Raw genomic sequence first — 24,588 nt, forward strand, 5'->3', positions numbered from 1 at the left:
CGCTATTTGTAAATCAAAGCTAGGAGCAAAAAATGTCAAATGGTCGAATTCTCCACACTATGCTTCGCGTAGGTGATCTAGACAAATCCATCAAGTTTTACACTGAAGTTATGGGCATGCAGCTGCTTCGTACTAACGAAAATAAAGAGTACGAATACACGCTAGCGTTTCTTGGTTATGGTGACGAATCCCAAGGTGCAGTGATCGAACTGACTTACAACTGGGGTAAAACTGAGTATGACTTAGGTACCGCTTTTGGTCATATCGCCATTGGTGTTGATGATATCTACACAACTTGCGACGCTATCAAAGCGGCGGGCGGTAATGTGACTCGTGAGCCAGGTCCAGTAAAAGGCGGAAGCACGCACATTGCATTCGTAAAAGACCCAGATGGTTACATGATTGAGCTTATTCAAAACAAGCAAGCTTCAGCAGGTCTTGAAGGCTAAGCGGCACTTCTAATAATCACTTGTACTGCAAGTTGAACTCCGATTACAGGCAGGTCTGCGATCTGCCTGTCCTTTTATAAACAAAACTCTTTACTTGATAATAGTTATCGTTTAGATTTATCCGCAACTTCGATATGCGGGATTACGATAATGATCAGTGAATGGGAAAAACACACACTTCTAGCCGATACGGCACTTCAACTAGATGACCCTGTTCGCAGCATTCTTCATTACCAGCAAGCCCTAAGCCTGAGTGAAGATATCAGCGAATGTGTGGAAATTGAGGCGGACGAGCGATTATTAATTTCTGTGATTTCTTGTCATAACTTAGCTCAGTTCTGGCGTTGGGCTGGAGATACTGACTATGAACTCAAATACCTTCAACTGGCCTCTGAGAAAGTCTTAACACTTATCCCACAATGCCCAAATAAAGAGTGTGCAAGCTTTATCGACTCGATAGGATGCTGTACTAAGGCGTTGATAGACTTTATGAAGCGTCACCCTAATCCGGCTATTGCCAAACAGGTTGAAAAAATAGATACCGCAACCAATTGCGAAGTCATTGCCAAATTCCGCTTAAACTAACATTCAAATTATACAGCAAGAATCACCGAAAGGTGCTTGGCAAAATACCACTAAAATATTATTAACAACGTCAGTAAATCAAAAACGCCGAAGCTTTCAGCTTCGGCGTTTTTATATGCATCACACTTGGGTTCGCCCTAGAGATATCACGACTCGGCGGTTTTTGTCTTTTCCTATTGGCGAACCGTTATCTGCAATAGGACGACGCTTGCCGTACCCTTGCACTTGAATTCGATCTTCCGGTAGCCCTAGAGACTGAAAGTAATCACGAAGTGACTCTGCACGTCGCTCTGATAAACTTTGACTCGCACTTTTACCATCGGTTGAATCTGTGTACGTCGCCACCAGCACGAGATCGATATCTTGATTATGTCGGATATAATCTGCAATTTGTGATAAACGCTTTTTAGAAGCCTTGGTTAACTGATCACCTTGTCTTTCGTAGTGCAAAATCGTAAAAGCAATGTCCTCGAAACTGTATTTCAATAAGTTGGAAATACAGTCGCTAAACGCGTTGTACTTGTTTTGAAATAGTACTGATGACAATGCGACTTCAATTCTCTGATCTCGGCTCTGCCAATCTTGGTAACTAAAGGTCGGATAACGGCCTTTTTCCAGCTCAGACAAAATGCCCCATGCTGTTTGCCCTCCGACATAACCATCAAACTGTTTAAAAAACTTTAGGTTTGTAATTCGATCGGCGTGTTCACCTGGTCGCCAAGGTGGCGGCATAGAAATGAGACTGACGTTACGTGTTTCTCCCATCGGGCGACGCATTTTTAACTCAAAGTCTAAATTGATTTTTTTATTCGCACGAGATGAAAATACCGCATCTCCAAAGCTTGGAATGGGGTGTACAAGCTGACATTCTAATGGTGTATTGACCACCATTTCCCATTGAGATTGCTGTGGAGTTGCAGCATAACGTTTGCCCATCAAAGCGAAGCTGCTTGTGCTAAACAACGAAAATACAACACCACTGGTAATCAGCCATTTCTTCATCTAATACTGTCTCTTAAACGGCAGTCTGTTGCCGTCAATTTGCATCAATAAAACCACTTCAACCGGCATGCAAAAATCTCGCCAATATAGGGTTATCTGTCACACTGCCATTAATGTGAGCCACCGTGTTCCAATCACCTTAACCGCCACTTAGCGTTTTACTTACTCATGTTTTATCGGTTTACATGATGCAAAGTATGGCGAATAAACGTCTACATAATATGCAATACAAACTTATTGATTGGATGCAAAATAGAATTCCGGTTTTCTCTTAAATTGCGGTTTTTCTCATCGGTATAATCTGCAATAATGCAGCCTTCGTCACACAAAAATAAGCCAACATGACACTAGAAAATGAAGCTCTAACCTTGAAAAAACGCTTTCGTGGTTATTTCCCTGTGGTAGTAGACGTTGAGACCGCTGGTTTCAATGCTCAAACTGATGCACTTTTAGAAATCTGTGCCGTTACGTTGAAAATGGACGAACATGGCGTGTTGCATCCGGCCTCCACCATTCATTTTCATGTGGAACCATTTGAAGGCGCTAACTTAGAAAAAGAAGCGCTTGAATTCAATGGTATTCGTGACCCTTTCAGCCCTCTTCGTGGTGCTGTTTCTGAGCAAGAGGCGCTAAAGGAAATTTATAAGCTTATTCGCAAAGAACAAAAAGCCGCAGATTGCTCACGTGCAATTATGGTTGCTCATAACGCAGCATTCGACTTGGGTTTTGTAAACGCAGCAAATGAACGCTGTAAACTAAAAAGAGTCCCTTTTCATCCCTTTGCTACTTTTGATACGGCTACATTAAGTGGCCTTGCTTATGGCCAAACAGTTCTCGCTAAAGCATGCAAAACAGCCGGGATGGAATTTGATAACCGTGAAGCACACTCTGCGCTTTACGATACACAAAAAACAGCAGAATTATTCTGCGGAATTGTCAACAAATGGAAGGCCCTCGGCGGTTGGCCGCTTGTCGACGAAGAATAATAAGTAAACACAACATATTAGGAAAAGTATGAATCCTGTCGTTATATCAGTGTGCGTCATGCTCGTGTTAGCATTGATGCGCGTAAACGTGGTGGTTGCCCTCACGTTTAGTGCCATCGTAGGCGGCCTAGTCGCAGGCATGAGCCTTGGGGATACGGTTGCCGCATTTGAAAGTGGTCTAGGTGGCGGTGCAACTATCGCGCTAAGCTACGCCATGTTAGGTACTTTCGCTGTTGCCATCTCGAAATCAGGCATCACGGATCTACTGGCCAAAAGTGTTATCAAGCGCTTAAATGGTAAAGAAAACTCGGCGTCAACTACCGGGTTAAAGTACGCCGTGTTGGTGGCATTAGTGCTTGTCACGATGTCATCTCAGAACGTAATTCCGGTCCATATCGCCTTTATTCCAATTTTGATTCCACCTCTTTTGGGCGTATTCGCGAAACTTAAGCTCGACCGACGTTTGGTCGCGTGTGTTCTTACCTTCGGTTTGATCACACCTTACATGATCTTACCTGTTGGTTTCGGCGGTATTTTCTTAAACAACATTCTATTAAAGAACCTACATGACAACGGTTTGGAGAATGTGGTTGCAAGCCAAGTCCCAACCGCCATGTTACTGCCAGGTGCAGGGATGCTGTTTGGTCTATTACTGGCTATCTTTGTGAGCTATCGTAAACCGCGTGTCTACAAAGAAACTGAGTTGACTGTCGTTGACGAAACCGATCACGTCATTAATAAAAAGCACATCTTAGTTGCGGCACTTGGTATTGTCGCTGCTTTGGGTGTTCAGCTTTACACGGGTTCAATGATTATCGGTGCTCTAGCTGGCTTTATGGTGTTCACTTTCGGCGGCGTTATTGCATGGAAAGAGACGCACGACGTATTCACTAAAGGTGTACACATGATGGCAATGATTGGCTTCATCATGATTGCAGCGGCAGGTTTTGCAGCAGTAATGAAGCAAACTGGCGGTGTTGAAACACTAGTACAATCGCTATCAACCAGCATCGGTGACAATAAGCCTTTAGCTGCACTACTGATGCTGATCGTTGGCCTATTAGTAACAATGGGCATTGGTTCATCGTTCTCTACGATTCCAATCCTTGCAACTATCTATGTTCCTCTTGCGCTAGCATTCGGTTTCTCGCCGATGGCAACGATTGCACTGGTAGGCACTGCAGCGGCGTTAGGTGATGCAGGCTCTCCAGCTTCTGACTCTACATTAGGCCCTACATCTGGTCTAAATGCCGACGGTCAACATGAGCACATTTGGGAAACAGTCGTTCCAACCTTTATCCATTACAATATCCCTCTAATCATCTTTGGTTGGATTGCAGCAATGGTGCTTTAATACTATTGTTTGGATGGATGTACATTAGTTACGAAAAAGCCGCTCAATGAGCGGCTTTTTGTTATTCATAACTGTGGTTATTGCGCTGGCATATTGTCAATAATACGCTCACGAATCAGCTTCAAGGTTGGTTCTGTCGACAGGTAATCGATGGCAATCGGAAAATAAGCGTCGTTAATTTTAAGAACCAAGCTAGGGTAAGAGCTCACACCTAGGCTCTTTGCAAGGCTCAATTGATCTTCGAACACACCTTCTAAGAAAGAGCCATCCATGTCATTCTTGAATTGCTGAACATTCAAGCCAATTTCTCTCGCTAGTTGCAAGTGAGTGGCTTCTTCATGAGGAGGCATCGCACGTAAGTAATACGCATGCTGAATCGCTTCTAGCATCTGCTCATAAGAGTCTTGAAAGCCCGCTGCAAGAACCGCACGACAAGATTGGTAAGTGCTTCTTACTGGCGTACAAAGCTTCCAGAAATCGTAGTTAAACTTAGTGCCTAACTGGCGCTCAATCTGCTTCCAAATACCTTCGAGTTTTTGTTGCATCTCGGGCGGCATCGGTAAATTAGTATCTGGCGCAAGACCACCAACCACATACTCAAACTGAATCACACCTGGCAGTTGCTGTTTTAGTTTATCCAGCGTTGGTTTGTAACCCCAACACCAACTGCACATTGGGTCATGCACGTAGTAAAGCTTTATATCCACTTTAATTTTTTAACCTATAAAATCAATTAGTTAAATGAAACAAGAATAATAAATGGCGATAAAGTGGCGACACATTTAAATCTTATTGCTTGGTTTCTGCTTAAGAGTTAACGAGTTTTGCTTGTAACCCTGATAACAATATAGGTCCAGCACTCACTCGTTCCCCTCTTCTTCATCAACACGTAAACAGCGGTTTTGTCCCGTTAACTGCACAGTGATTTTGACATCTGAGTTTAATTATACCGTCTCATAAATTGAAAAACTGCTTTATCTTAATAATTCGCTCTAAAGCCTTATAGAGTAAGGCTCTATGCCCTCTTAATCAGATCTTATCTTCGCTCACCTGATCATCTATATTTCTCACAAAATTCTGAACAACACTTATTTTTCATGTACTTGCAAAAGTCATCTTGATCTTTCCAGATCATTAAAATTGGAATTTACTGAAAATATTTTCAATCTTTGAAATTTTCAAAACACTCTCAGTCTAGGCTCTAAGTAGCTCTATTCTCTCGCAAGCCCCGCTATATATATGGTTTCCCACGAGACACTCTAGGAACTCTCCCCACTAAATTTCAGTACACAAAAACTGAAAAAAAACTGATCGAAAAACCTCGCAGGCGGGTGAGGAGAGTGCGGATTTTGTCATCCGCTCAGTGTGTTTCGTGAGTCTACAACTACTCTTCGAGACACATCATTCAGTTAAAAGTTTAATTCGAGAGAAACAGAAAAAGCACAGCTGTATAGCTGCGCTAGAAAATTCAAAAGAAAACAATTAATTAGATTTCAACGCTTATTCGAAGTTATGTAGCATACTGCTTTAACGTTAATGGGGTTCTTTACCCTTTGAGTTTCTCCTGAGTAAAGTACGATTCGATTATATGAATTACAGTCTAATAGTTTTCCCCAGTGTATTTTTACATCAATGTCATCTGATCTGTTATTAGTAACCTCATACTTAAAGTCATCACCTTGAACTTCTACAAACCGATGTTTGATGTTCTTACATGCGTTCCCCTTGCAGTCAACATCAGCATATGTATAGCTAGACAGTAAGAGTAAAGATAGTATAGTTAACATAGGTAACTTTTTATTCATAATAACTCTCCTAGCTTTGCTTAATCACAACGCTTCCAGTTTAAGCTATACCTCCAATCCAAAGCTTCAGATGAGTAAAACTCTTCAATATAATTGGAGTTGGCTGTAAGCTCATATTTACCTACAGATTTTTTATGCCATTTTAAGTCACTCGTTGAAGTCAAACGAGAGTAGTCCTCTACCGTAATATGGTATGTACAGCGTTGTGAGCTAGAGTTCTCAATAATTAACCGTCCAATATCACCATCAGGTATAAGCTTTACACTTGAGAAGCATTGAGTGCTTAGTAACAAGCTTGAAAGTAACAATATGTGCTTCATCATAAACACCTCCGTGTTAAATATAGTTATGAGCATGAGTGAATCGCACTATTAATTATATGCCCTCAATTTCACATCGTTTTTTATTTGGATGACAATATTTTGATCATAATCAAAACGCATCCATTTATTGTTATATCGCTTTGAATAGCTCTGCCTACGTTTTCTCAAAGTTTTCTCCCACACTTAGCAATACTAAAAAGCCTTATTCAAAATGACTAATTCGAGAGCCCAAGTGACACATCTCAATATTTATATAATTTTATGAATAGCTTAATAAAATAGGGGGTTAAGTTGTTTCGGAGATTCTAAAGAGCGGAACTGTGACTAACTAGACATAGTTAAGGTTCTAAGTGGTTAACCTTCGTACTAACTTGTGCGAAAAATTAGGTACAATTAACTACTTTCAGCATGTATAGGAGATAATTATGCGTTTTTTTAGTTTCGAAAATGTCCACGGTACCACTATCAGCGTTAATATTGCGTTCATTGAGTCTGTAACAAAGAGTAAAGATAATCAGTACTTTATTCGTATGGCAAGTGGTGAAAAGCACTATGTGGAAGGCCAATACGCAAGAGCGATGAACGAGATCCGTGGTCAATAATCGAGCCTATTTAACTTAAGGGGCTTTAGCCCCTTTTCTAATGTTCAATTTAACACTTGAGCCTTATTAACAACCTACCGAACTAAGCACATCAATAACCAGCTAGTATATTGTTGCAAGTTAACCTTCCATGCTGGATACCTAAATTGTTTGTGTTATCACATCAAGCCTGCCCTTCAACTTCTCACTATCCTCCCCATGACCAGTAATATCATTCGCTTGCACTGGTGTTTTGGTACTTGCTCGTCCTGGTGCTATACCGCTGTGTGTATGCGTTGCTAAAGTGTCGGCCAATTCTTTAACCACCTGCATTAGCTCCGATAAAAGAATCAACACATTCTCTTGCTTAGAGCCTATCCAAGTCTTAGGTGATTGAAGCCATTGGTGCTCAGCGGCAATACTTCGGCGAAATTTTCCGATGGTCTCAATCAGTTCGCCAGCGGTAGCCGTTTGCATGTTACCCAAGCTTCCTAACACCAGATCATCTCCTGACAACAAATTAATAGCGCCAAGCGCTTCAATGAGCTTCTTACCATTCACTTCTTCAGTGCTGTGCTCATTTACAAAAAGCTGATGCTGGCCAAACTCACCTTTATACCGTTCAAATTGGTCTAACTTACCAAACGCTCTCTGATTTTGAGTTTGGTCAGTCTGCAGTGTTGTATTTCCTGCGGCATCGACTCGATAACTCACTTCTTCACGTTGCTGTTGTAGTTGTTCACCAGGCTCTATTGAGGGAAGCGCATATTCACGTCCATAAACGCCACGTATGATGGGTCTATCGCTTCGACCATAAGCGAAAGCAATTTCAACCAATGTCCCTTCTAATGGATACGCTAACAATCCGGACTCATGTCCGCTCATGTTAACTGGCAGTGGAATCGAGCGATAAACCGGTACGTTACTATCTGGTTGCAAATTCTCATCTAGAACTTGCACATCAACAGAGAGTCTTGGCCGAAATGGGTCAGATACTTTACCCGCCGTCGCACTGTCTCTGACCATTTCGACTCGCCCGAACTTTGGCAAGTGAAAGCCTGCTGCTAATTCAGGAAAATGCTGTAGTGTTTCTCGCTTTTTAGGTATGACTTCAGACTGTTCAGCTTTCCAATACGCCGTCATATCATCCTGTATTAAGTCAACCCGATTGACTCGCTTACCATTCACAACCCGACCTGGTCTAAGCATAGGAAACGGAACAAAGGTGACACTGTTACCATTTTGACGACTCGTAAACTCTTCAGGTAGTGGCATTGGTTTGTCGTTGAAATGGCTATCTTGATAGGAGCCAAAATAAACCACCTGGTCAGTATGTTGAAACCAAACACAGTCAGGAATAGAAAAAGCCTTAGCGACCTGATCTAAACATTGATAACCCGTTCCCTGGCAAACAAAGTTTGGGATCGCGGTCTTCATGTATTCTTTATTGGGTAGATTAAACTCGAGACCAGTAAGGTGAGAGAGCGCATCAATAACTTGCTCGGCATTTGGATGCTCTAAACTGAGAGACCAACGTTTACTCAAAATACCTGTCAGTTCTTTTACTGTGATTTTTTGGTAGCCATTGACTGTAGATTGGATTTTATCAACATAGCCCTCAAACCAAGGCGACGTTTTGTTTTCATATCCAATATCAAAACGCACCGGCTCGAATAATTTCAAGGGTTGTGTAGCTTCAATTTCAAAGATGGCCACACTACCCAAAGAAAGCTTTAAGCTCACCATGTTACTTGCCAATTTGACTTCTTCGCCGCTTATATACAAGCGCTTATCTAACTTCATTGAGTCGCCTCCTCTGCGGTGATGAGTGCCTGTTTCAACCGAGTGTTCTCTCGCTGCTCTGGCTTGCTTTGCGCTTTAATCCGCTGCTCTTTTTGCTCGGCGACACTGTTGTACTCCCGAAGCTCAAAAGATACATTCCAAGCCTGTAGAGTTTCATGTTCTCTTGCTTGAATACGTCCAGTGAACTTCACATTGCGAATTTTAAGTGCGAGCGCAATGTCATTGCCGATTCGATAAATACGCCTAGCATTCGACTCATCTTTATCTGAAGCAAACGCATAAAGTTGGGTCAGTGTTTCTATACGAATGAAAGGAACACGACCACTAAAGGTAAGCTTTTTGCCTTTGTCACCCTGCTCTGCCACATCAGTACCAGAAGACTGCCCACTCATGTCCTGGTCTTTAAACTCCATGGACATTTCAACGGTCATTGAGTCTAAGTTAATTGGCACACCATCTAGAGCTAGCATAATAGCTCCTCAAAAAACGTCATAGGTTCATAGCTAAGCAATAAGCTTGCTAATGTAAATTGATGATTGTTGGGCGTTCCCACTTGATTCAATCGTGTCGCTATACTTTCCGCATTGCCCTCCACGGAGAATGCATAGATACTTCTTTTCAAGTTCTTCAGGGCGTTGAGCTGAGCCTTGATTTCTTCCATCTTTTTATTGCGTTTCGCTGCTAGTAACTGCAACTTGTCAATTACGTGATGGTCATCGTCTGCTAATGACTCAAGCGTAGCTACTTGGGCACCTTGCCAATGTAAAGCATCATGTAATGGGTTAGCGTTGAGTAAAGCCATCGGCTTAAAGCGTGGTAGAGCGATCGCTGCAGGTTGATGGAACTTATCAACGTCATTGGTATTTAAAGCATGACTTTGCCTAGCTACTTGGCACCACTCAGGCATTGGAAACAATGATGTAAGCTCAATGAGCTGCCGAGAAAATTGATTCAATTGAGAGGCCGTTACCATTATCGCAATGCCATGAAGATGGCCATTTGGTCGGTGCCTATCAGCGTAATCCCGCAGCTTATTAGATAACGTTTTAATTGCAGTACTAGGATTGAGATAACACCCCGAGTCCAAACGGGTCCCCACTTGAAACTGATATGGCGACACTGTAAGTACGGTTCCTGAGACAAGTAAGGATTGAAGTTCACTACGCAGCTTAAGCAAAGCGCTCGCCTCTTCACTTAAAGAGTGACGCCCGTAATTGGCGTCACTTGTATGGTTGGTTAACCGGTTAATCGCTTCATTCATTACGGCGCCGACTGCGTCTGTCACTGACTCAGTCTTGGTTTGAATGCTCTGCGAGTAACTTGGCCAATTTAATGGGGATAAGTACCAAGTCATAAGCGGCCTTCAATTGTCATGGAGTTCTCTGTAGGGCGTTGTGGTCGAATGGCCATCGTTACTACACCATCCTTTACATAGTCGCGCAGCGCTCTCCGGTAACTTCTCCAAACTGAAGCAGTTAGCGTAGAACGAGGATCGGAGTCTTCATGTAATGTGACTTGTCTATCCACATATACCATTTCATGTGCCACCCACTGATTCTCTGCTTCAGCAAAAATGGCTGGCTCTTCTCTACCAGAAACTGCATCTGGATATGTCCATATGCCATTTGATTGCAAGACAGCGGGCAACTTTTCGGGTGGTGAAGGGATCTCTATCCATCCATGCGGAGGGGTACCTCCGATAACTTGAAAGCACCCCGTTCCCACTAATCCATATATTTTCTCTTTATCCATGCCTTACACCTTAACGCCCACAATCTTTCTCAAATAATGCTGACCTGAATAGGCGGTCACACCATAGTATTTTAGAGAAGTACCACCTCTAACTGATTGAACTTCTTTACATGTCAAGGTAAACCCGTACTTGCCATCACTCTGCAAGATGACATAAAACTGGCCCAGCTCCATTGCTAATTGAACATCAACAATCGCGCTCAGACTTAGCCCTGACGCTGCTGCATAACCACCTTCGGCTGTCACTATCAAGAAGTCGAAGTTTGTAATAGGCTCTGACGTTTTTAGCTTCGTATTACCTGGCGCTCTTCCATTCCACAAAATTGACCGCTTTGTATTTGATTTACTACTGAGTGCTTCTTGTAAACCTCTAATAGTAGAAATCGCTTGAGTGCCCGTATGATTAGCTCGGTTCTTTAAATGTGCGTCTGTTTGATTTTTCGTAGCTTGAGTGGCAACTCCATCGAGCTTTTTCTTATCTGCTGCCGTCATTACCCCTGCATGAGATGCCGTCACGGCACTTAAAACCGCATCTTTACCTGTAGAACTCTTGATCGTTTGAGTTGTGGCATTGCGAGATGCCGTCAAGTTAGTTGCGATATTCGCTTGCGCTCCAGCTTGTATGCCATCCAGCTTCTTCTTGTCTGCTGCGGTCATCACCCCGGCGCTCGATGTTGTTGCGGCACTTAAAGTGGCATCTTTACCCGTAGAGCTATTAACCGTTTGAGAATTGGCGTTGCGAGACACGCTCAAGTTAGTTGCTACATTGACTTGAGCCCCACTCTGAATCCCGTCTAATTTTTTCTTATCGCTTGCACTCATCCAACCGGAGGCTGTTTTAGTGGCATTCTTAACATTCTTGTTGATGTATGACGCGACAGACTGAAAGACTCGTTTTGCACTCCATAGGCTACGGTGTTCATCCTCACCAGCTTCAGCTTGTTGCTGAGTGATAACATCCCACACGCGCCAATCAGTAACATTGCCATGAGAATCAATGCCAGCAAGTCGGGCGATGTAATGCTGTTGACCGTTTTCATCAACGTAATTACTGAGTTCTGTTTTTGAGCTTTTTACCGTTGCTATGTTTTCCCAACGAGAGAGTGCGCTGCCTTGGCGTACCACATCTAAGTACAAGCCGCAGGGAACGCCATCACTGACCACCACCTCTTTTTTTGACAGCTCAACACGTAACCCTGAGACATAAACAACTCCGGGACTAACAACAAACGTGTTTGACTTTCCTTTAGCGACGACCGAGCAGCCACGAACAAAGGCCGAATGGCCATAATGGTCGAGATTCGCCAAACGTAAATCATCATCAATGCCCATTAAGCGCCCATGAAAATCTATCTGCCAAGTTCCTGGATCAACATGAATATTTGCTATCGCTGCAGCGCCACTGTACTCCTGCGCGACGGACTTAATAGTGGTCATGTTTTCTTCTTTAGTTTCCGTGTTCTTATACACGATCAAGCCACAGGAGTTCTCAACATGCTTGTCATGGAGGTAAATCGCATTGAACTTAAAACTCGGTGTGGTTGACTGAAGAATGACGGAATACACCAACGTATTACTATTAAGTCGCGCAGCCTGGTCCACTTTTTGACGATGCACGATATACGCTTCACTAGGCAGACCTAGGGCACGGTCAATCGGTGATTCAGCGTCTAAGTTAGGAATATGAGCAAACACAAACTCGTTCATGTCTGTCGTACTACCCGCTGTAATTTTATCCACTAAATAGCGCTCAAACTGAGCAGGGATAATGGTTTGGCTCATACTGTATTATTCCTCTAGTTTTGCACTAAATAGCTGCTGACTTTGGCTGAAACAGGCCGTACGAATGTGCACCTGAATGGGATAAACAACTTCAAATCGATATCGACGGCAAGTTCTCCCATACTGCTCTATGAGCACTTGAACCAACTTGCTGTTTTGCGAGATATCGCCATCACTTAGCTCAATAGTACAAACGTCCCACTGAACTTCGCTTTGACGCTCTTTGAACTTAACGATGCCAATGCCTAGCCTTTCAAAAATCCGCTTGAAACCCGCTACGCTACCTGCGTCTTTGGCGTTCACTTCTGCGTATTTCACTCGCTTTCGAAACAGTGAAAGTGGCTCACTCTCAAACCTTTTGATATCTCTATCCCATGCCATTAATTCCAATGCTTTTTCGTTACAGGTCAACGCATCCATTTGGCGAAGCGGAAATAGCAGACTGCTCCAAACTATCTGGAAGAATGAAAAAACGCCTTTAGATAAAAAGTGAGGTTCTTTGACTTCATCCGCCGTCGTTCTTCCGTCCTGCCACCATGGGATCACAATTTCTGGTAAGCGAGGGGAATGTCGGCTTTGGTCGTAATTTCGAGACTCAGACATCCACGAGTTCCTTAACTGTGAGTGATTTCAAGCGAGGCTGTTCTAGCTTGCTGATAATGTCTTTTTGGACTTTTCCGTCTACGGTAAACCTTACCGATTCAACTTCCGTCATGTTGGTATGTATCTCAGTACCAAGCAAAGATAAGCTAAAACGATGCTCAGGTTTCGCGCGTGTCATTTCTGGATAAGCTGCTGTTTCTCGAAAAGCCGCTCTAATCCTCTCTTCCACTTCAAGAAGTTCATTCACTTTGGTGGCGCTGTCTAAGTTCTCAGCTAAGACGACATCCGCCGTGATCTCATGTTTCGTATCGGGAATGGCTTTACAGGTAAGTACATCACCGTGACCGTGATGCCCTTTAGACATTATGTGCTCATTTAGCTGTTCAAGAACGGTTAGCGGGGTTGGTCCCACTTCCATCAAAATCAATGCTTCTGCTGAACCAGGGGTTATGTCCCCTGTATTTCTAAAATAGATGTTATCACTTCGGATCCCCGCTACGCTGGCGATGATAGAGCGATACACATCATCGATGTGCCATTCACCAGAGCTAGTAAAGGCATTTTGAATACGAAGCGCTAACTCTTCATCAGTCTCTGCGTCAGCACCGAGTACAGAGAGCCAGTCAGGTTCATTCACCGCATCAACAATGCCCGGTATCGCTTCAGGAATAATGTTGAAATACCCCGCCGGCAAGTTAAACGCGGAGCCCGCTTCAAGTGCTTCGACAAGCACCTCACCCTTTAAGTGACCAGCCTCGATGATTCCAGGCTCAATAACTTGAACTTTATACATAACGCCATCTATAGGTAGCGTTTGAATAACCGCCCCTTTCTCAATCGTCACCGCATCAGCAGCATTTGCTTTAGTTAGTGTGATGTAGCCTTGTGCTCTTTGAGCTACTTTCGGCGCGATATTGTGCTCCCATGCTTTTAGGTCCAGAGCCCAACGCTCAGCGGTTGCCACGAACATATTGGGCATAACGTGCTGAGCCAATAGATGTCTAATCAGCCAAACACATGGCGTGACCACTGCAGCGCGAACCCAACTCCAAAACGGTGACATTTCGGAGTCATTCGAAACCTTACTACCAGCCCCCACGACTTCTTGTTTTAGTTTGGTTTCAAAGTCCTTTTCGGTAACTGGCACACCCGATTCACTTAGCACCTGAACAAAATCCGTACTTGGTCGTTTACTCATACTTTCACCTCAAGTTCCCCATATTCATAAGCCTTAGCGGTTAAGGTGATATCACCAGTTTCTGTTTCTCTTGCTGTCGCTGAACCCGGTACCATTCTTACATCTCTCTCAGAAAGTTGCTCAATTTGCACCATTACATCAGCGCGTAACGCTGGGTTTCTTTCTGCAACCAATTGGCGAGCCAATCCTGATTCCATGATCGCGTGCTTAATGTCCTGCGCGATGCTGTATAAATCACTGCACTCTTTAGGCTGTTGGCCTGCGTCCATATCCCAGCCACCCTCGACCACTTTGATATCGTTGTAGCGCTTGCGTTCTGTTAAGTCGTTACCCCACATTGAGCTCATCCCACTCGGCTAATTGGTCTGGTGTTATTCCGTTAGGGGCAGTGATATACACGTCGCCAAAAGAGCTAACTCGACTAGCATCACTGTGATTGGTTGTTTTCATATTGTTCACCACTTGAGGAGGCAATCGTGGCTCGTTGCTCTTCCCTTTATATTCGATAAACGGTTGAGGCGATTGAGTATCTAGATTTGGAGCTTCAACGTTGATGCTTGGCTGAGAAATGACCTGGCTTTCTGCAATTTTGAACGGCGCCATTTGCTCTGGCTTATATCCATAAACGTCTTGGTTCGTCGCTATCGCAGACTCGTAACTCATTTGAGGTTGAAGTAGTTCTAATTGCTTAACTTCTGACGCATCACCCGGAGTTAGGTTCTGTGATATAGGAGTACTGTGTTCATCTTGGACGGCCGTTGCCATCTCTAGCGTTTCAATTTGGCTCCCCAGTTCAATATCAACACCTGGGAGCATATTGAGTAAATCAACGAGCCCTTCGATAGCATGAGCAATAACATCAAACCAAGCCGTATCTTTAAACGCGGAGGTTAAGTCGTCCCACCAATAGATTGCCGCAGCAATACCACCTATAAGCAGCGCTATACCAGCGACAACCCAAGTTAACGGGTTGGCCCAAAGCGCGGCGTTAAATAGCCATGCAGCAGCAGTACTCGCCAGCGTACTAATACGCAGTAGTTTCATGATGCTATTTAAACTCGTCATGGTAACCGTCCAACCAGCAGACATCATTTGCCCGATCCCCATGGCAAGCGACAATGTTGCAATCACCCCGCCAAGAGACAGGCCTGCGATGGCGACATAGCCAAGAATTTCAGCAAGCCAAGGAAATTGGTCCGTCCAACCAACAAGCACCATTAAGCCGTCAGCCATGGTGCCTACAACCGAATTGATTGAAGGAAGAATCGCACCAAATACCGCAGCACGAACCGCAAACCATGCCGCTTCTAACCGTTCCCACTGATCTGTCATGGTGCTGGCCATTTGCTCAGCCTTCGACATTCCCTCGATTTGACCAAGTTGGTCAATACTGCCTGCGAGTCCTTCGGTATCAGCCATTAATAACTTAATCATGCTAACGGCTTCTTCTGAGCCGAATGCCTTTTTCAAATCAGCCGCTTCAGCAACACTTAAGGTGTCACCATATTTACCTTTCAATTGTTCAAGAATATCTAGCATAGGCAGCATCTGACCTTGGCTATCGGTAAACGACAAATTGAGCTTATCTTGAGCGTTGGCCACACCCGCTAAGAATGCTTTGTATTTGGTACCCGCTTCGCTGCCACTCATGGTTGATTGAAGAGTGCCTAAAATCGCCATCTGCTCTTCGATAGCAACTCCTGCACTGGTCGCATTCGCTCCGATGCTAGTAAAAGCACTACTCATGCCTGCGCCTGTAGTCTTAAACATTTCAACAGATTGCGCGGTCATGCCGGCAATTTGTTTGGACCAAATGCCAACCCCAATTTCATCAGCTTGATTTTTGAAAACACCATACATGGTGCCCATATAATCCGTAATGGTTGCAGTATCAGCCTTAGTCGCAGCGGCTAAAACGGCAGAGCTTTTGGTGATGTCAGAAAGGCTATCTCCATCAATATCACCAAATGCTGACTTGATATCATATGAGGCGCCGACAATATCTGTGGCAGACTTCCCGTACTGTGCCGATGTCCAAAGTGCGGTCTTTGAAAGCTTCGTGAGATCCTCATCCAGAACCCCTAACGACTTCACTTCGCCTAGCTTTCTATCCATTTCAATCGCTGGCATCAGCGCATTTTGAATAGCAAAGCCCGTGGCGACTAAACCCGCACCACCTGCCGCCATGTTTTGCATGCCTTGCTTACCAGCATCCATCGAAGCTTGTACTTCTTTAGTAATCCCCTGCAGCGGCTTGGTGACTTGATCAACCAACGCTATGTGCACCAACAGTTTTTCCATGCTCATCGCGTAATACTCACTCGCTCTTTATGTCTGTTAATGACTAAACAGTCGGCTGATAGCACTCATTACCGCTCTTTCTTCGCGTTCGAACTGATGTTTGTCCAGCCAGATAGCGCGACTTAAACTTCTTTCGTCGTCTGGTTCACTCGGCAAAAAATGACGACGAAGGGCAAAGGCTTGTTCCAAAGGATTATCTTCAATCCTCTTTGCCCTATCTGTTATTTTTTTAGTGTGATTTCGATACCACCTTTAGAAGCGTTACTTACCGTGGCATAAAGCTCGATAGTTAAGCCGGGAACGCTATCAAGTAACTCAGTGAGCTCATCTTTTTGCTCTGGGTTCACGGTACGCGTTAAGTACGTATAGGCAGGCGCGACTTTGTTGTTAGGCATCATGTCATTGGTATAGTTATTTGCATCCTGTACCGTTGGCGTAAATACGAAGTCAGTGCCACCGATAGCGACTACGACAGGTTTTGATGTAAAGGTAGGTTTAGTCATTCTTACTTCTCTTCTTGTTTTCGTGCTTAGCACGCCACTGCAAATAATCTTCAATCTGGTTATCACACTCAGTCAGTGCGTTTTTCAACTTGGGAATGTCGTCGGTAACCACTTCCGGCCATGTCCCTTGAACTTGTGGTTTTGAACAGGGCACCAACATTCCAGCAGGTGGTAATTTCATGAACACCTGCATTGCGACGGTTTCAGTAGGGTTCGCGCAGGCGGTCAGTAACAGTGGCAGGGATATGGCACTGAACGTTTGCCAGCTCTGTTTCAAGTGCTGCCAGGTCTGCATTGAGTTTTTCCTTTGCTGCTATGTGTTGCCGTTGCCGCTGAACTAACATGTTGTTAGCTTGCTCACTTTCACCCTTCAAAAATTCAATGGTGGTTAAGTTGATTTGGTTGTCTGCTTCTGCCTTGGTGAGCTTTTCACTTAATGTGGTTTTCTCTGCTTTGACGGTATGAAGCTGCTGCTTCAGCACCGCGATGGTCGTCACCAACACCGCAATACCAATCCACTTAATCCATTTCCATGCAGCGATCACGTTCTAATCCTCTTCGAGTGACGAGTCCTTTAAGTACAACACCCTGACTCTTTACCCACTCCGTAATGTGACCGCAGGCTTTGGGATAATTGCCATGTTTGATTGCTGCGTAAATCCGAGTGTCAGAGCCGTCCTTATTTTTGCGAAACTTGGTACACCCGAAGTTGAAAACAAAGCTGGTAAATGCGTCAAATTGACCCGTGCTCATTTGCGCTCCTGAAATCCTTGCTGCATTGGTCACACATCGTTCGGCCGATTGAATATTTTTCACCCAGTCGATCGCGACTTGCTCCAATGTGATTGGCGTATCTGGCACACCATGAGTATTCCCAATTCCATTCGTAGGAATACCTCCCGGACAAACGTAAGGGTTCTGCCGGCATCCCTCTGCATCACCAATCAACTTCAGTCCTTTAGGGGTGATGCGCAGCGTTCCTAAGTCTCGTTCCGATACCACAACTTGCCCAATGGGCTGCGTCAATTCAGGTCCATAAACAGCCGTACCACCTGTTACCAAGCCGATCACAGCGACGACAGAACAAATGATGCTCTTAGTCAGTTTCACTCAGTGCTACTCCTTTTTCGCTAGCAATACGTTGCATTGCTCGCTTGTGCCAATAGTTCAATCCCAGTGCTGCAAGGCCAATCACTAGTGATAAAATGAAATACCACTGTTCAAATGTCAGCTTGCTGAAAGTCATTCCTGCCAATGACACAAGGTAAGCAACTCCACTGGTTAATTTGTCGAACCAATCTTTCATATCGTTACTCCAAATTAGCCTGGCAAGGGGCGCAAAACTGGCACCCCGCTATCGCTATCTGACGCCCTTCAGGGATAGGGTCACCACACTCAAGACATTCTTTTGCACTCTCTCGTTCGCTTGTCTTCATAGACTGTTTAAGCTGGTTTGCGATTGCCATTTCAGTAAACTTGGTTTCGTTACTACTAGCATGGTCGATAAAGTCAGGCATTCGTTCTCTCTCTGATAGGCTTAAAGCAAACCGCGGGTATCATCATTACTTAGGTATGAGATGCCATTAATGCGAACAAAGTGAGGGCTCGTCACAAAGCCTTTAAGCTTGCGCTTGGTTTTATCACTGCTGTTTGGATCAACACTAAGTAAATCTGAGATTTGAAGCTTCACACCAAACAGCTCTACTTTGTCTTCATCATCGCCAGTATTTGCATAGAACATACAGTCGTGTGGCTTAATACCGCGCCAACTGCCAGCTTCGCGAGCTTTTTGCTGAAGCTTACGGAAGTTGTTCAAGTCCAGCTCATACTCAACATCACAACTCACAGCTCCATGAGTAAATCCAGTGGGAATGCCGCGCTCTTTATCAACAGCAGACTCATCATTGATGGTTGCTGTAGCCGACTCCACATGAACCAAAATCCCCAGCATGTTTATGTCGAAGCTTCGCCCTGTATAACGAGAATTCATTGTTTACTCCCCTAGTCGTTGATTGAGCATGATGCCGATGGTGATTTTCACTGGGCACTCGTAAGGTGTCACAGCGAGTAGAATTTCAACTTCTTCACTATTAACCCATGTAATGGTGATGTCATCGTCTTGAGGTGGTTTGATTTCACCAGGGAACTCGTAATCACCAATTTTTTTCACTACCGCCATTTCACGGAGGTCTTGAGTAAAATACAGTTTTGCGCTGGCTTCACTGCCTGGTGTGGAATTGAATTCTCGATCAGCAATTCGTGCAATTGCTCGTACCCGCACTTTACGTGCTGCTTTCATGGCGACGCGAATGTGACGAATATCTTGATAATCACCACCAGGGACATCTAGCGTACGTCCAGTTGTCCAATATTGTCCCGGATAGTCTGGATACCACATCGGCACAGCGATTCGAGCTGCTTCTAGTGCTTTAAGTGTTGCTAGCTCTAATGGCTTTCCATCCTTATCTTTTGCTAATTTTATACTGCCCAGAATGCTGCCTGTTTTTACTCGTGCCGGTGAATCAGCAATAGATACTTCTTGATTGGCCAACCGACCTGCATAAATGCCAACTGTAGAGTTTCCTTCGTGTACTTGTGGCACTACGGTGATGTATTCACTTGCAATGCTCTTTGGCACATTCACCGTTTGCGCTAACCACTCGGCCCATGTTTCACCGTCCTCGGAATCATTAATTCCTGGTAAGGAACAGATCATGAAAACTTCTCGGCCAAGCTTGGCTTTAAGTTCATGGCGAAATGCGACTGCATCTTCAAGAGTGGACGCTCCAGTATTTGGCTTATCCAACACAACAGCTTCAAAGCTTGATGTCTCATTGGCTTTAAAAACCGCAGCCTGCCAACTATCTGATGGGTTTAAAACGATCACACCGGCAGTCCAGTTCTGTTTCCCATTTAACTGAGCAGCTTTTAGCGTGAGCATGTGTACAGGGTCGATGTTATCGAACGTGCTGTCTGAAAAATCCGTGGTGTTATCCACCATAATTAGGTTGCGCTCTGTTCCTGCAACTGTGCCGTACACAACAAACAGAAAGTGAAATTCAACGCCCGGGATCGGTCCGCGCATCATGTTCAGAATGTTAATAATGACGGTAGGCCATGCCATGTTTAGTTGCTCCTATTTCGATTCATTTCCCGCTTGATAATCATTGCTGCCCGTTTCGGACTAATGCCTATCAATCGGCGTTCTGGGCGATCTACTTCCCACTTACGTGATGGCGTTTTATTTTCCAGATCACTAATCAGTTTTGCGGCTTCAGCGACGGTCATATTCTGAGTAATGAATTTGAGCGTTGGCTTTTTGCCTCTTTTCTGCCTGCCTTGGGGCGGAAGTCTGTAACCTAAATCGCGTAACTCTTTTGCTTGCTCTCTCGTTGCCGGGTCGGTTTTCTTTGGTTCTTTCGCTTTCTTGGCTTGCTTGAATCGCTGCTGCAATCCGCTTTCCTCTGCTTCACCTGTATGGTGAGCTAGTGCAACGGTTCCTCGTCTTGATGGCCAACCAACAACCAAAACCCGGTTATTGTCTTTTTGAAAATGCTTTAGCTTCTTAGTGAAACCTCCAAGCATTTTTCGCCTGCCGTTTTTGCGCTTTGACCACGCTTTACCGTCTGGGTCACGCTGTGCTCGAATGTTTTTTTTGGTCGTTTTGGTGATGTATTTACCAAGCTCTTTCAGCACTCGGGCTCTGGCTTTTTTCTCAAGCTTTAGCAGCTCGAATTGCTCTTTAACTCGCAAATAACTGCGCTTATCGGCCCGTATCTCATACATTGCGGAGAACTACATGTGATAGCCTTTCCGCCTGCCAAATCTCGTACTCTTCAATCTTCCAGCGTTGACCATTCCAATAGATTGGCCCGTCGGGGTCTGCAGCCACTTTGACGGGTTCTTCAAACATGACTGAGACCAACACTTCGGCGTTTTTCTCATCTTCCAGTACTACGTCTACGTATGGGTCGTCTAAGTCTTCGATGCGGAAACGGTCAGAATCGTTGTCCATCAACCACGCTCCAACATTAGCGAACAGCACCGCTGGGTCGTATTCTTTGAAAGGGAATTTGTCGAAGTAGAAGTCAGCAACATAACGCTGATACAGCAGGTCAAAACCATGACCCATGTGCTTGGTTTCTAGTTTCAACTCAACCTTGCCCATTTCACATTCCATGCGCTTGGCTATCTTGTCGCCCACAACGCTGATTAAAAATGCGTTTAGGTCACGCAGCTTGTAACCTGCTTGGTATTGCGTTCTCATAGCAAATCCACCGATGAACGGTTCAGCCCTTTCATATTTCTAATAATGCGCTGGCTTTCTGAAAGTAATTCAGTGCGCACCTCTACGCTTCTGTCTGCGATGTGATCGCCCTTGTCCTTGGTATGAACAGTTGCAATGTCCGGCAGCAAATCAGCTTTGGCTCTCGCAAATACTGCTGATTCGTATTGATATACAACACGGTTTTTATCATTCATTTTCGGAAATGTAGGAACATCGCCAGCAGTTGCATGCCCCTCTTCCTGATACTTAGCTTTTAAGTCTTCGAGTTGCTGATTAACTTCCGAAACAGCATTAACTAGAGCGATAGCAATACGTTCTGAGTCTTGAGCAGCAGGAATACCGCGACGCTTTTCAAAATCACCGGCATTGATGTTCGGCCAAAAACCGTCATTAGTGATTTCTGTCGCTTGATAATCCGAACCGGAAGATCCCGTAAACATCGTTATTCCTCTTTTAATAAGTGAGCCTCTAGCCACTGGGTCGACGGTATTGAGTTAGCCTTATTGGCACTCTTACCTCACCAGCCGAGGCTCGGCGGCGTAGGAGCTGTTACAAGTTTTTGTTGTCTTTAATCGCTCGAATACGTTGTTCTACCTGACCAATTTTGGTTTTCACCCCAATTTTGGCGTACTTCTCATGAGCACACTGCAGTAGCAACAAGGCCTTTTCCAAGGTATCTAAACAACCGATAGACGTCGGTTGCGGTTGTCCTTCTTCATTTCGAAGTAAGTGCAACCCAGCAAATCGATACCACTTGGCATGCACTTCTTCGTGTAGTCGCCATTCACTCTCAACCTTTTCAAAAACCACGCTGAAATAAGGCTCGATAGAATGTCCTCTGCCAGACTCTTTTTCCGCCCAAGCTAAAACTTCATCGGCGCACACGGTTGGCCAGTCACGTCGGAAGTTATCTGGTGTAGGTAAATCAAGCGCGATGGCTTTGAAGCACCAATCAATCGCGGTTTCCATGTCGTTGACATCGAACAACCAGATAACCATATTGGTGAAAATTGGGTTCTCGAATACTTCGCCTTTTGCTAGGTAAGCTTCCACGTACGGTTTGTACTTGGGCACCAAAACATCACGCTTATGTTTCACCTTGTCTTCGATAGCATTGAGCTGTTTTAGATACTTGCGGTCTTCTTCAAAATCGATCAGCTTGATGTGCAGGCTTTCGGTATTTGCACTAGCACTCAACTTCGATGCAGAATGACTGACTTGATTTTCTAGAAGCTGACGACGCTGCCTTGCTAAAGGACTAGCCATTCATCACCTCTGCAACGGCTGATTCGACGACTGAAACAGATTCGATAGCAGCGAACTTTTTAAGATTTCCCACAGCGTAACCTTCCATACGGATATGGTTTTGCTTGAAACGAAGCTCATCTTCATCGTTTTTCTGCTTACGCCACTGAGTGCCTTCTTGCGTCAGAATCTGTAGGTTCTTGGTATTGGTAACCCAAAGTTGGTCAGCCGGGAAAAATGGTGGTGTGTAAGCCTTTTTGCCAGCAATTGTCTTGGCTAGGCTTTGGGCTGCTTTATGCTCTGTTGGACTATCGGCAGCCTCAAGTAAGCGGTGCTGCTCAGCCGCGACTAGATTCGACCCAACTAAAACAACGAGATCTGGGTCTTGACGATGTTCGGGAGCAATCGTCGTGTTGATTAGATCTTGCGTAAGTGAATCAAGATTCTTGTATGAATCAGTCGCAGTGCCTGTTGGGTCAAGCTTTGCTGATGCGAGTACCTGGCTAGATCTCTTCTCTTTAACAATCGTGAGCCAGCCTTTATTTACATCCTGGCCTAATGGATTTTTAATCGGATCCGTATTAGTTGCGATAGACGTACCGTTAAAACCGACACGCAACATATCCAATGCAAAACGACGAGAAATCGCGCTTTTCATCATGCTCAACCAGTGACCTTTAGAGCCAGAGTTTGCCCATTGAGTCATAGTTTCCCAAAGGATGTGTGCTCCTGAATCTGTCTTTGTAAGCTCGTAGGTATTACCACTTTGGCCCACTTCCACGCTAAAACGTCCCGAACCAGAGCGACCGGTCGAAAGGCCATCATCACCAACATCAACAACCTGACCTTTGATTTGCTGAACTGGCAGCAATGAAACCATGCCTAGGAAAGCATCCGATTCCATAATTGCTTGACGTAGCTTAGTTTCCATTGGGGGCGTCAAGTTAAACGACTGTGTACCTTGCGGAGCATTTGCGGCGGATAACGTCGCTGTACAAAACTCTTGTAAATAACTGGTAGATAGTGCGTTCAGCATTAAAACATCTCCTTAGATGAGAAAGATTCACTAGCACCTGATGGATCTGGTTCCTGGTCAGGGACTTCTTGTGATAGTTCAGCAAACTTAGTTTCTAGTCCGTTCACTTTCTCAAACAACGGATTTAGCTTTTCTTCCAGCGCAGCGGAAAACTGCTCGACCGTCGCATCTTTGGTTGCTACTTCTGGTGTTTCTGGTTGATCGGGTGTGTTCTGCAAATTGAACTCTTCTTTTAGTTCTTGCTTAAACTCACCTTTGAAAGCAGAAAACTGCTCTTTTAGTGCGACTTTTAATTGTTTTTCGGTCACGTTGGTGCCCTCTGCTGTTGATAGCGTTTCTGGCTCTTCATCGTCAGAAGAGAAAAATTCATTGAATGCCGCAAAAAAGCGGTCTTTGCGAGTAAAGCAATCTGAAAAGTCCACCTCTTCTAAATGGCTTGCTTTGATCTCGGTGGTTTCCCCATGAACACGAGAGAATTGAAGGAGCGATGTTCCTGTGGAGGCTGGGGAGTCAGTCGCAGCTAGGCCCATTAGATAGCAACGCCCTTCCCCCTTGTAGTCGGGATTAGGCTCAATAGATGTGAATAGTTTTTGTTTTTTACGGTTGGCTTCAAGCAGATAGTCATTCGGCTCTAGCTTGGCGAACAGACGTAATTTCCCGCCTTGTTCCTCCGCTTTTACTTCAACCACTCGGCCCCAGTTTTCACCATAACCGTAAAATCGACGATGCTCAGGCCAAATTAGTGCGGTGTACTCATCCATCGAATAACTAGCGGCCATTTGCTCAATCCAATCACGGGTTATTTTACGCCCGTCGACGGTCGGTCCTTCTGTCGCGATGATTTTCCACTCACTAATCTTTGGCATTTTTGTACTCAAACTTGTCAATCACATACGGTTCGAGCAAACAATACGCCTTTGAATGTGTCGTTTCAGCTACTTCAATTCCTTGTAATTCGGATACATTTACTATCCGAATTCATCCGAACTTTG

31 protein-coding genes are annotated in these 24,588 nt (G+C 44.6%); 5 read left to right on the forward strand and 26 right to left on the reverse strand.

Annotated elements, in window-relative coordinates; all coding sequences use genetic code 11:
- Positions 1–32: 32 nt before the first annotated feature.
- On the forward strand, positions 33–449 hold the full coding sequence (gloA, locus tag R7E42_RS13730; RefSeq protein WP_005380739.1) for a lactoylglutathione lyase: 417 nt from the start codon (positions 33–35) through the stop codon (positions 447–449).
- A 150-nt stretch (positions 450–599) separates the two neighbouring features.
- Positions 600–1,034, forward strand: coding sequence for a DUF2753 domain-containing protein (locus R7E42_RS13735; RefSeq protein WP_005384886.1), 435 nt, complete (start codon positions 600–602; stop codon positions 1,032–1,034).
- A 120-nt stretch (positions 1,035–1,154) separates the two neighbouring features.
- Here the strand turns inward: R7E42_RS13735 and motY are convergent, their stop codons facing one another.
- The gene (motY, locus tag R7E42_RS13740; protein ID WP_005384887.1) at positions 1,155–2,036 is read right to left on the reverse strand and encodes a flagellar protein MotY; all 882 of its coding nucleotides are present in this window, start codon (positions 2,034–2,036) and stop codon (positions 1,155–1,157) included.
- Positions 2,037–2,377: 341 nt separating this feature from the next.
- On the opposite strand from motY, the gene rnt reads away from it, so the two are divergent.
- Both rnt and R7E42_RS13750 read left to right on the forward strand, forming a co-directional pair.
- Entirely contained in the window at positions 2,378–3,022 is a 645-nt protein-coding gene (rnt, locus tag R7E42_RS13745) for a ribonuclease T (protein WP_005384888.1), read from the forward strand.
- A gap of 28 nt (positions 3,023–3,050) precedes the next feature.
- The gene (locus tag R7E42_RS13750) at positions 3,051–4,376 is read left to right on the forward strand and encodes a Na+/H+ antiporter family protein (RefSeq protein ID WP_017821192.1); all 1,326 of its coding nucleotides are present in this window, start codon (positions 3,051–3,053) and stop codon (positions 4,374–4,376) included.
- Between the two features lie 77 nt (positions 4,377–4,453).
- Here the strand turns inward: R7E42_RS13750 and R7E42_RS13755 are convergent, their stop codons facing one another.
- Positions 4,454–5,083 (reverse strand): DsbA family protein, encoded by a 630-nt coding sequence (locus R7E42_RS13755; RefSeq protein WP_262639471.1) that lies wholly within the window; start codon positions 5,081–5,083, stop codon positions 4,454–4,456.
- A gap of 1,846 nt (positions 5,084–6,929) precedes the next feature.
- Between R7E42_RS13755 and R7E42_RS13760 the strand changes: the two genes are divergently transcribed.
- On the forward strand, positions 6,930–7,106 hold the full coding sequence (locus R7E42_RS13760) for a hypothetical protein (RefSeq protein ID WP_213917064.1): 177 nt from the start codon (positions 6,930–6,932) through the stop codon (positions 7,104–7,106).
- A gap of 141 nt (positions 7,107–7,247) precedes the next feature.
- Here the strand turns inward: R7E42_RS13760 and R7E42_RS13765 are convergent, their stop codons facing one another.
- The 24 genes from R7E42_RS13765 to R7E42_RS13875 all read right to left on the reverse strand — a co-directional run bounded on the left by R7E42_RS13765 (position 7,248) and on the right by R7E42_RS13875 (position 24,462).
- Complete coding sequence (locus tag R7E42_RS13765) at positions 7,248–8,888, reverse strand: hypothetical protein (protein ID WP_318072757.1); 1,641 nt, start codon at positions 8,886–8,888, stop codon at positions 7,248–7,250.
- Positions 8,885–9,358 carry a hypothetical protein gene (locus R7E42_RS13770; RefSeq protein WP_048625787.1) on the reverse strand — a complete coding sequence of 158 codons (474 nt, stop codon included), beginning with the start codon at positions 9,356–9,358 and terminating at the stop codon, positions 8,885–8,887. The genes R7E42_RS13765 and R7E42_RS13770 overlap by 4 nt, the downstream gene beginning before the upstream one ends.
- Positions 9,352–10,242, reverse strand: coding sequence for a hypothetical protein (locus tag R7E42_RS13775; protein ID WP_318072758.1), 891 nt, complete (start codon positions 10,240–10,242; stop codon positions 9,352–9,354). Before R7E42_RS13775 ends, R7E42_RS13770 begins: the two co-directional genes overlap by 7 nt.
- On the reverse strand, positions 10,239–10,640 hold the full coding sequence (locus R7E42_RS13780) for a hypothetical protein (RefSeq protein WP_048625789.1): 402 nt from the start codon (positions 10,638–10,640) through the stop codon (positions 10,239–10,241). Before R7E42_RS13780 ends, R7E42_RS13775 begins: the two co-directional genes overlap by 4 nt.
- A 3-nt stretch (positions 10,641–10,643) precedes the next feature.
- Complete coding sequence (locus R7E42_RS13785; protein WP_104974969.1) at positions 10,644–12,422, reverse strand: phage tail protein; 1,779 nt, start codon at positions 12,420–12,422, stop codon at positions 10,644–10,646.
- Positions 12,423–12,428: 6 nt separating this feature from the next.
- On the reverse strand, positions 12,429–13,025 hold the full coding sequence (locus tag R7E42_RS13790) for a phage tail protein (protein ID WP_017635434.1): 597 nt from the start codon (positions 13,023–13,025) through the stop codon (positions 12,429–12,431).
- Positions 13,018–14,223 carry a baseplate J/gp47 family protein gene (locus R7E42_RS13795; RefSeq protein WP_258673118.1) on the reverse strand — a complete coding sequence of 402 codons (1,206 nt, stop codon included), beginning with the start codon at positions 14,221–14,223 and terminating at the stop codon, positions 13,018–13,020. Before R7E42_RS13795 ends, R7E42_RS13790 begins: the two co-directional genes overlap by 8 nt.
- The gene (locus R7E42_RS13800) at positions 14,220–14,561 is read right to left on the reverse strand and encodes a DUF2590 family protein (protein ID WP_258673161.1); all 342 of its coding nucleotides are present in this window, start codon (positions 14,559–14,561) and stop codon (positions 14,220–14,222) included. The genes R7E42_RS13795 and R7E42_RS13800 overlap by 4 nt, the downstream gene beginning before the upstream one ends.
- On the reverse strand, positions 14,551–16,530 hold the full coding sequence (locus tag R7E42_RS13805; RefSeq protein ID WP_318072759.1) for a phage tail tape measure protein: 1,980 nt from the start codon (positions 16,528–16,530) through the stop codon (positions 14,551–14,553). The genes R7E42_RS13800 and R7E42_RS13805 overlap by 11 nt, the downstream gene beginning before the upstream one ends.
- Positions 16,531–16,560: 30 nt before the next feature.
- The gene (locus tag R7E42_RS25945) at positions 16,561–16,713 is read right to left on the reverse strand and encodes a DUF6890 family protein (RefSeq protein ID WP_017821181.1); all 153 of its coding nucleotides are present in this window, start codon (positions 16,711–16,713) and stop codon (positions 16,561–16,563) included.
- A gap of 32 nt (positions 16,714–16,745) precedes the next feature.
- A complete protein-coding gene (locus R7E42_RS13810; RefSeq protein ID WP_017821180.1) occupies positions 16,746–17,027 on the reverse strand; it encodes a putative phage tail assembly chaperone in 282 nt (93 codons plus the stop codon).
- Positions 17,020–17,208: a hypothetical protein gene (locus tag R7E42_RS13815; protein WP_017635439.1), complete on the reverse strand. Its 189-nt coding sequence runs from the start codon at positions 17,206–17,208 to the stop codon at positions 17,020–17,022. The genes R7E42_RS13810 and R7E42_RS13815 overlap by 8 nt, the downstream gene beginning before the upstream one ends.
- 22 nt (positions 17,209–17,230) lie before the next feature.
- Positions 17,231–17,572 (reverse strand): hypothetical protein, encoded by a 342-nt coding sequence (locus tag R7E42_RS13820; RefSeq protein WP_318072760.1) that lies wholly within the window; start codon positions 17,570–17,572, stop codon positions 17,231–17,233.
- On the reverse strand, positions 17,547–18,137 hold the full coding sequence (locus tag R7E42_RS13825) for a lysozyme (RefSeq protein WP_318072761.1): 591 nt from the start codon (positions 18,135–18,137) through the stop codon (positions 17,547–17,549). The genes R7E42_RS13820 and R7E42_RS13825 overlap by 26 nt, the downstream gene beginning before the upstream one ends.
- Positions 18,124–18,333, reverse strand: coding sequence for an HP1 family phage holin (locus tag R7E42_RS13830; protein WP_017635442.1), 210 nt, complete (start codon positions 18,331–18,333; stop codon positions 18,124–18,126). Before R7E42_RS13830 ends, R7E42_RS13825 begins: the two co-directional genes overlap by 14 nt.
- A 4-nt stretch (positions 18,334–18,337) precedes the next feature.
- Complete coding sequence (locus R7E42_RS13835) at positions 18,338–18,544, reverse strand: TraR/DksA C4-type zinc finger protein (protein ID WP_047010078.1); 207 nt, start codon at positions 18,542–18,544, stop codon at positions 18,338–18,340.
- A 20-nt stretch (positions 18,545–18,564) separates the two neighbouring features.
- The gene (locus tag R7E42_RS13840) at positions 18,565–19,017 is read right to left on the reverse strand and encodes a phage protein (protein ID WP_017821175.1); all 453 of its coding nucleotides are present in this window, start codon (positions 19,015–19,017) and stop codon (positions 18,565–18,567) included.
- A 3-nt stretch (positions 19,018–19,020) separates the two neighbouring features.
- Positions 19,021–20,151: a DUF2586 domain-containing protein gene (locus R7E42_RS13845; protein WP_318072762.1), complete on the reverse strand. Its 1,131-nt coding sequence runs from the start codon at positions 20,149–20,151 to the stop codon at positions 19,021–19,023.
- 2 nt (positions 20,152–20,153) lie between these two features.
- Positions 20,154–20,813: a phage virion morphogenesis protein gene (locus R7E42_RS13850; RefSeq protein ID WP_258673125.1), complete on the reverse strand. Its 660-nt coding sequence runs from the start codon at positions 20,811–20,813 to the stop codon at positions 20,154–20,156.
- Complete coding sequence (locus R7E42_RS13855) at positions 20,806–21,294, reverse strand: phage tail protein (RefSeq protein ID WP_042522477.1); 489 nt, start codon at positions 21,292–21,294, stop codon at positions 20,806–20,808. Before R7E42_RS13855 ends, R7E42_RS13850 begins: the two co-directional genes overlap by 8 nt.
- Complete coding sequence (locus tag R7E42_RS13860) at positions 21,291–21,755, reverse strand: head completion/stabilization protein (protein WP_104974964.1); 465 nt, start codon at positions 21,753–21,755, stop codon at positions 21,291–21,293. The genes R7E42_RS13855 and R7E42_RS13860 overlap by 4 nt, the downstream gene beginning before the upstream one ends.
- Positions 21,756–21,864: 109 nt before the next feature.
- Positions 21,865–22,581 carry a phage terminase small subunit gene (gpM, locus tag R7E42_RS13865; RefSeq protein ID WP_318072763.1) on the reverse strand — a complete coding sequence of 239 codons (717 nt, stop codon included), beginning with the start codon at positions 22,579–22,581 and terminating at the stop codon, positions 21,865–21,867.
- Positions 22,574–23,596 (reverse strand): phage major capsid protein, P2 family, encoded by a 1,023-nt coding sequence (locus R7E42_RS13870; protein WP_104974962.1) that lies wholly within the window; start codon positions 23,594–23,596, stop codon positions 22,574–22,576. The genes gpM and R7E42_RS13870 overlap by 8 nt, the downstream gene beginning before the upstream one ends.
- The gene (locus R7E42_RS13875) at positions 23,596–24,462 is read right to left on the reverse strand and encodes a GPO family capsid scaffolding protein (protein ID WP_318072764.1); all 867 of its coding nucleotides are present in this window, start codon (positions 24,460–24,462) and stop codon (positions 23,596–23,598) included. Before R7E42_RS13875 ends, R7E42_RS13870 begins: the two co-directional genes overlap by 1 nt.
- Positions 24,463–24,588: the final 126 nt, after the last annotated feature.

Source organism: Vibrio sp. Vb1337, from assembly GCF_033338715.1.
Lineage (GTDB): Bacteria > Pseudomonadota > Gammaproteobacteria > Enterobacterales > Vibrionaceae > Vibrio > Vibrio alginolyticus.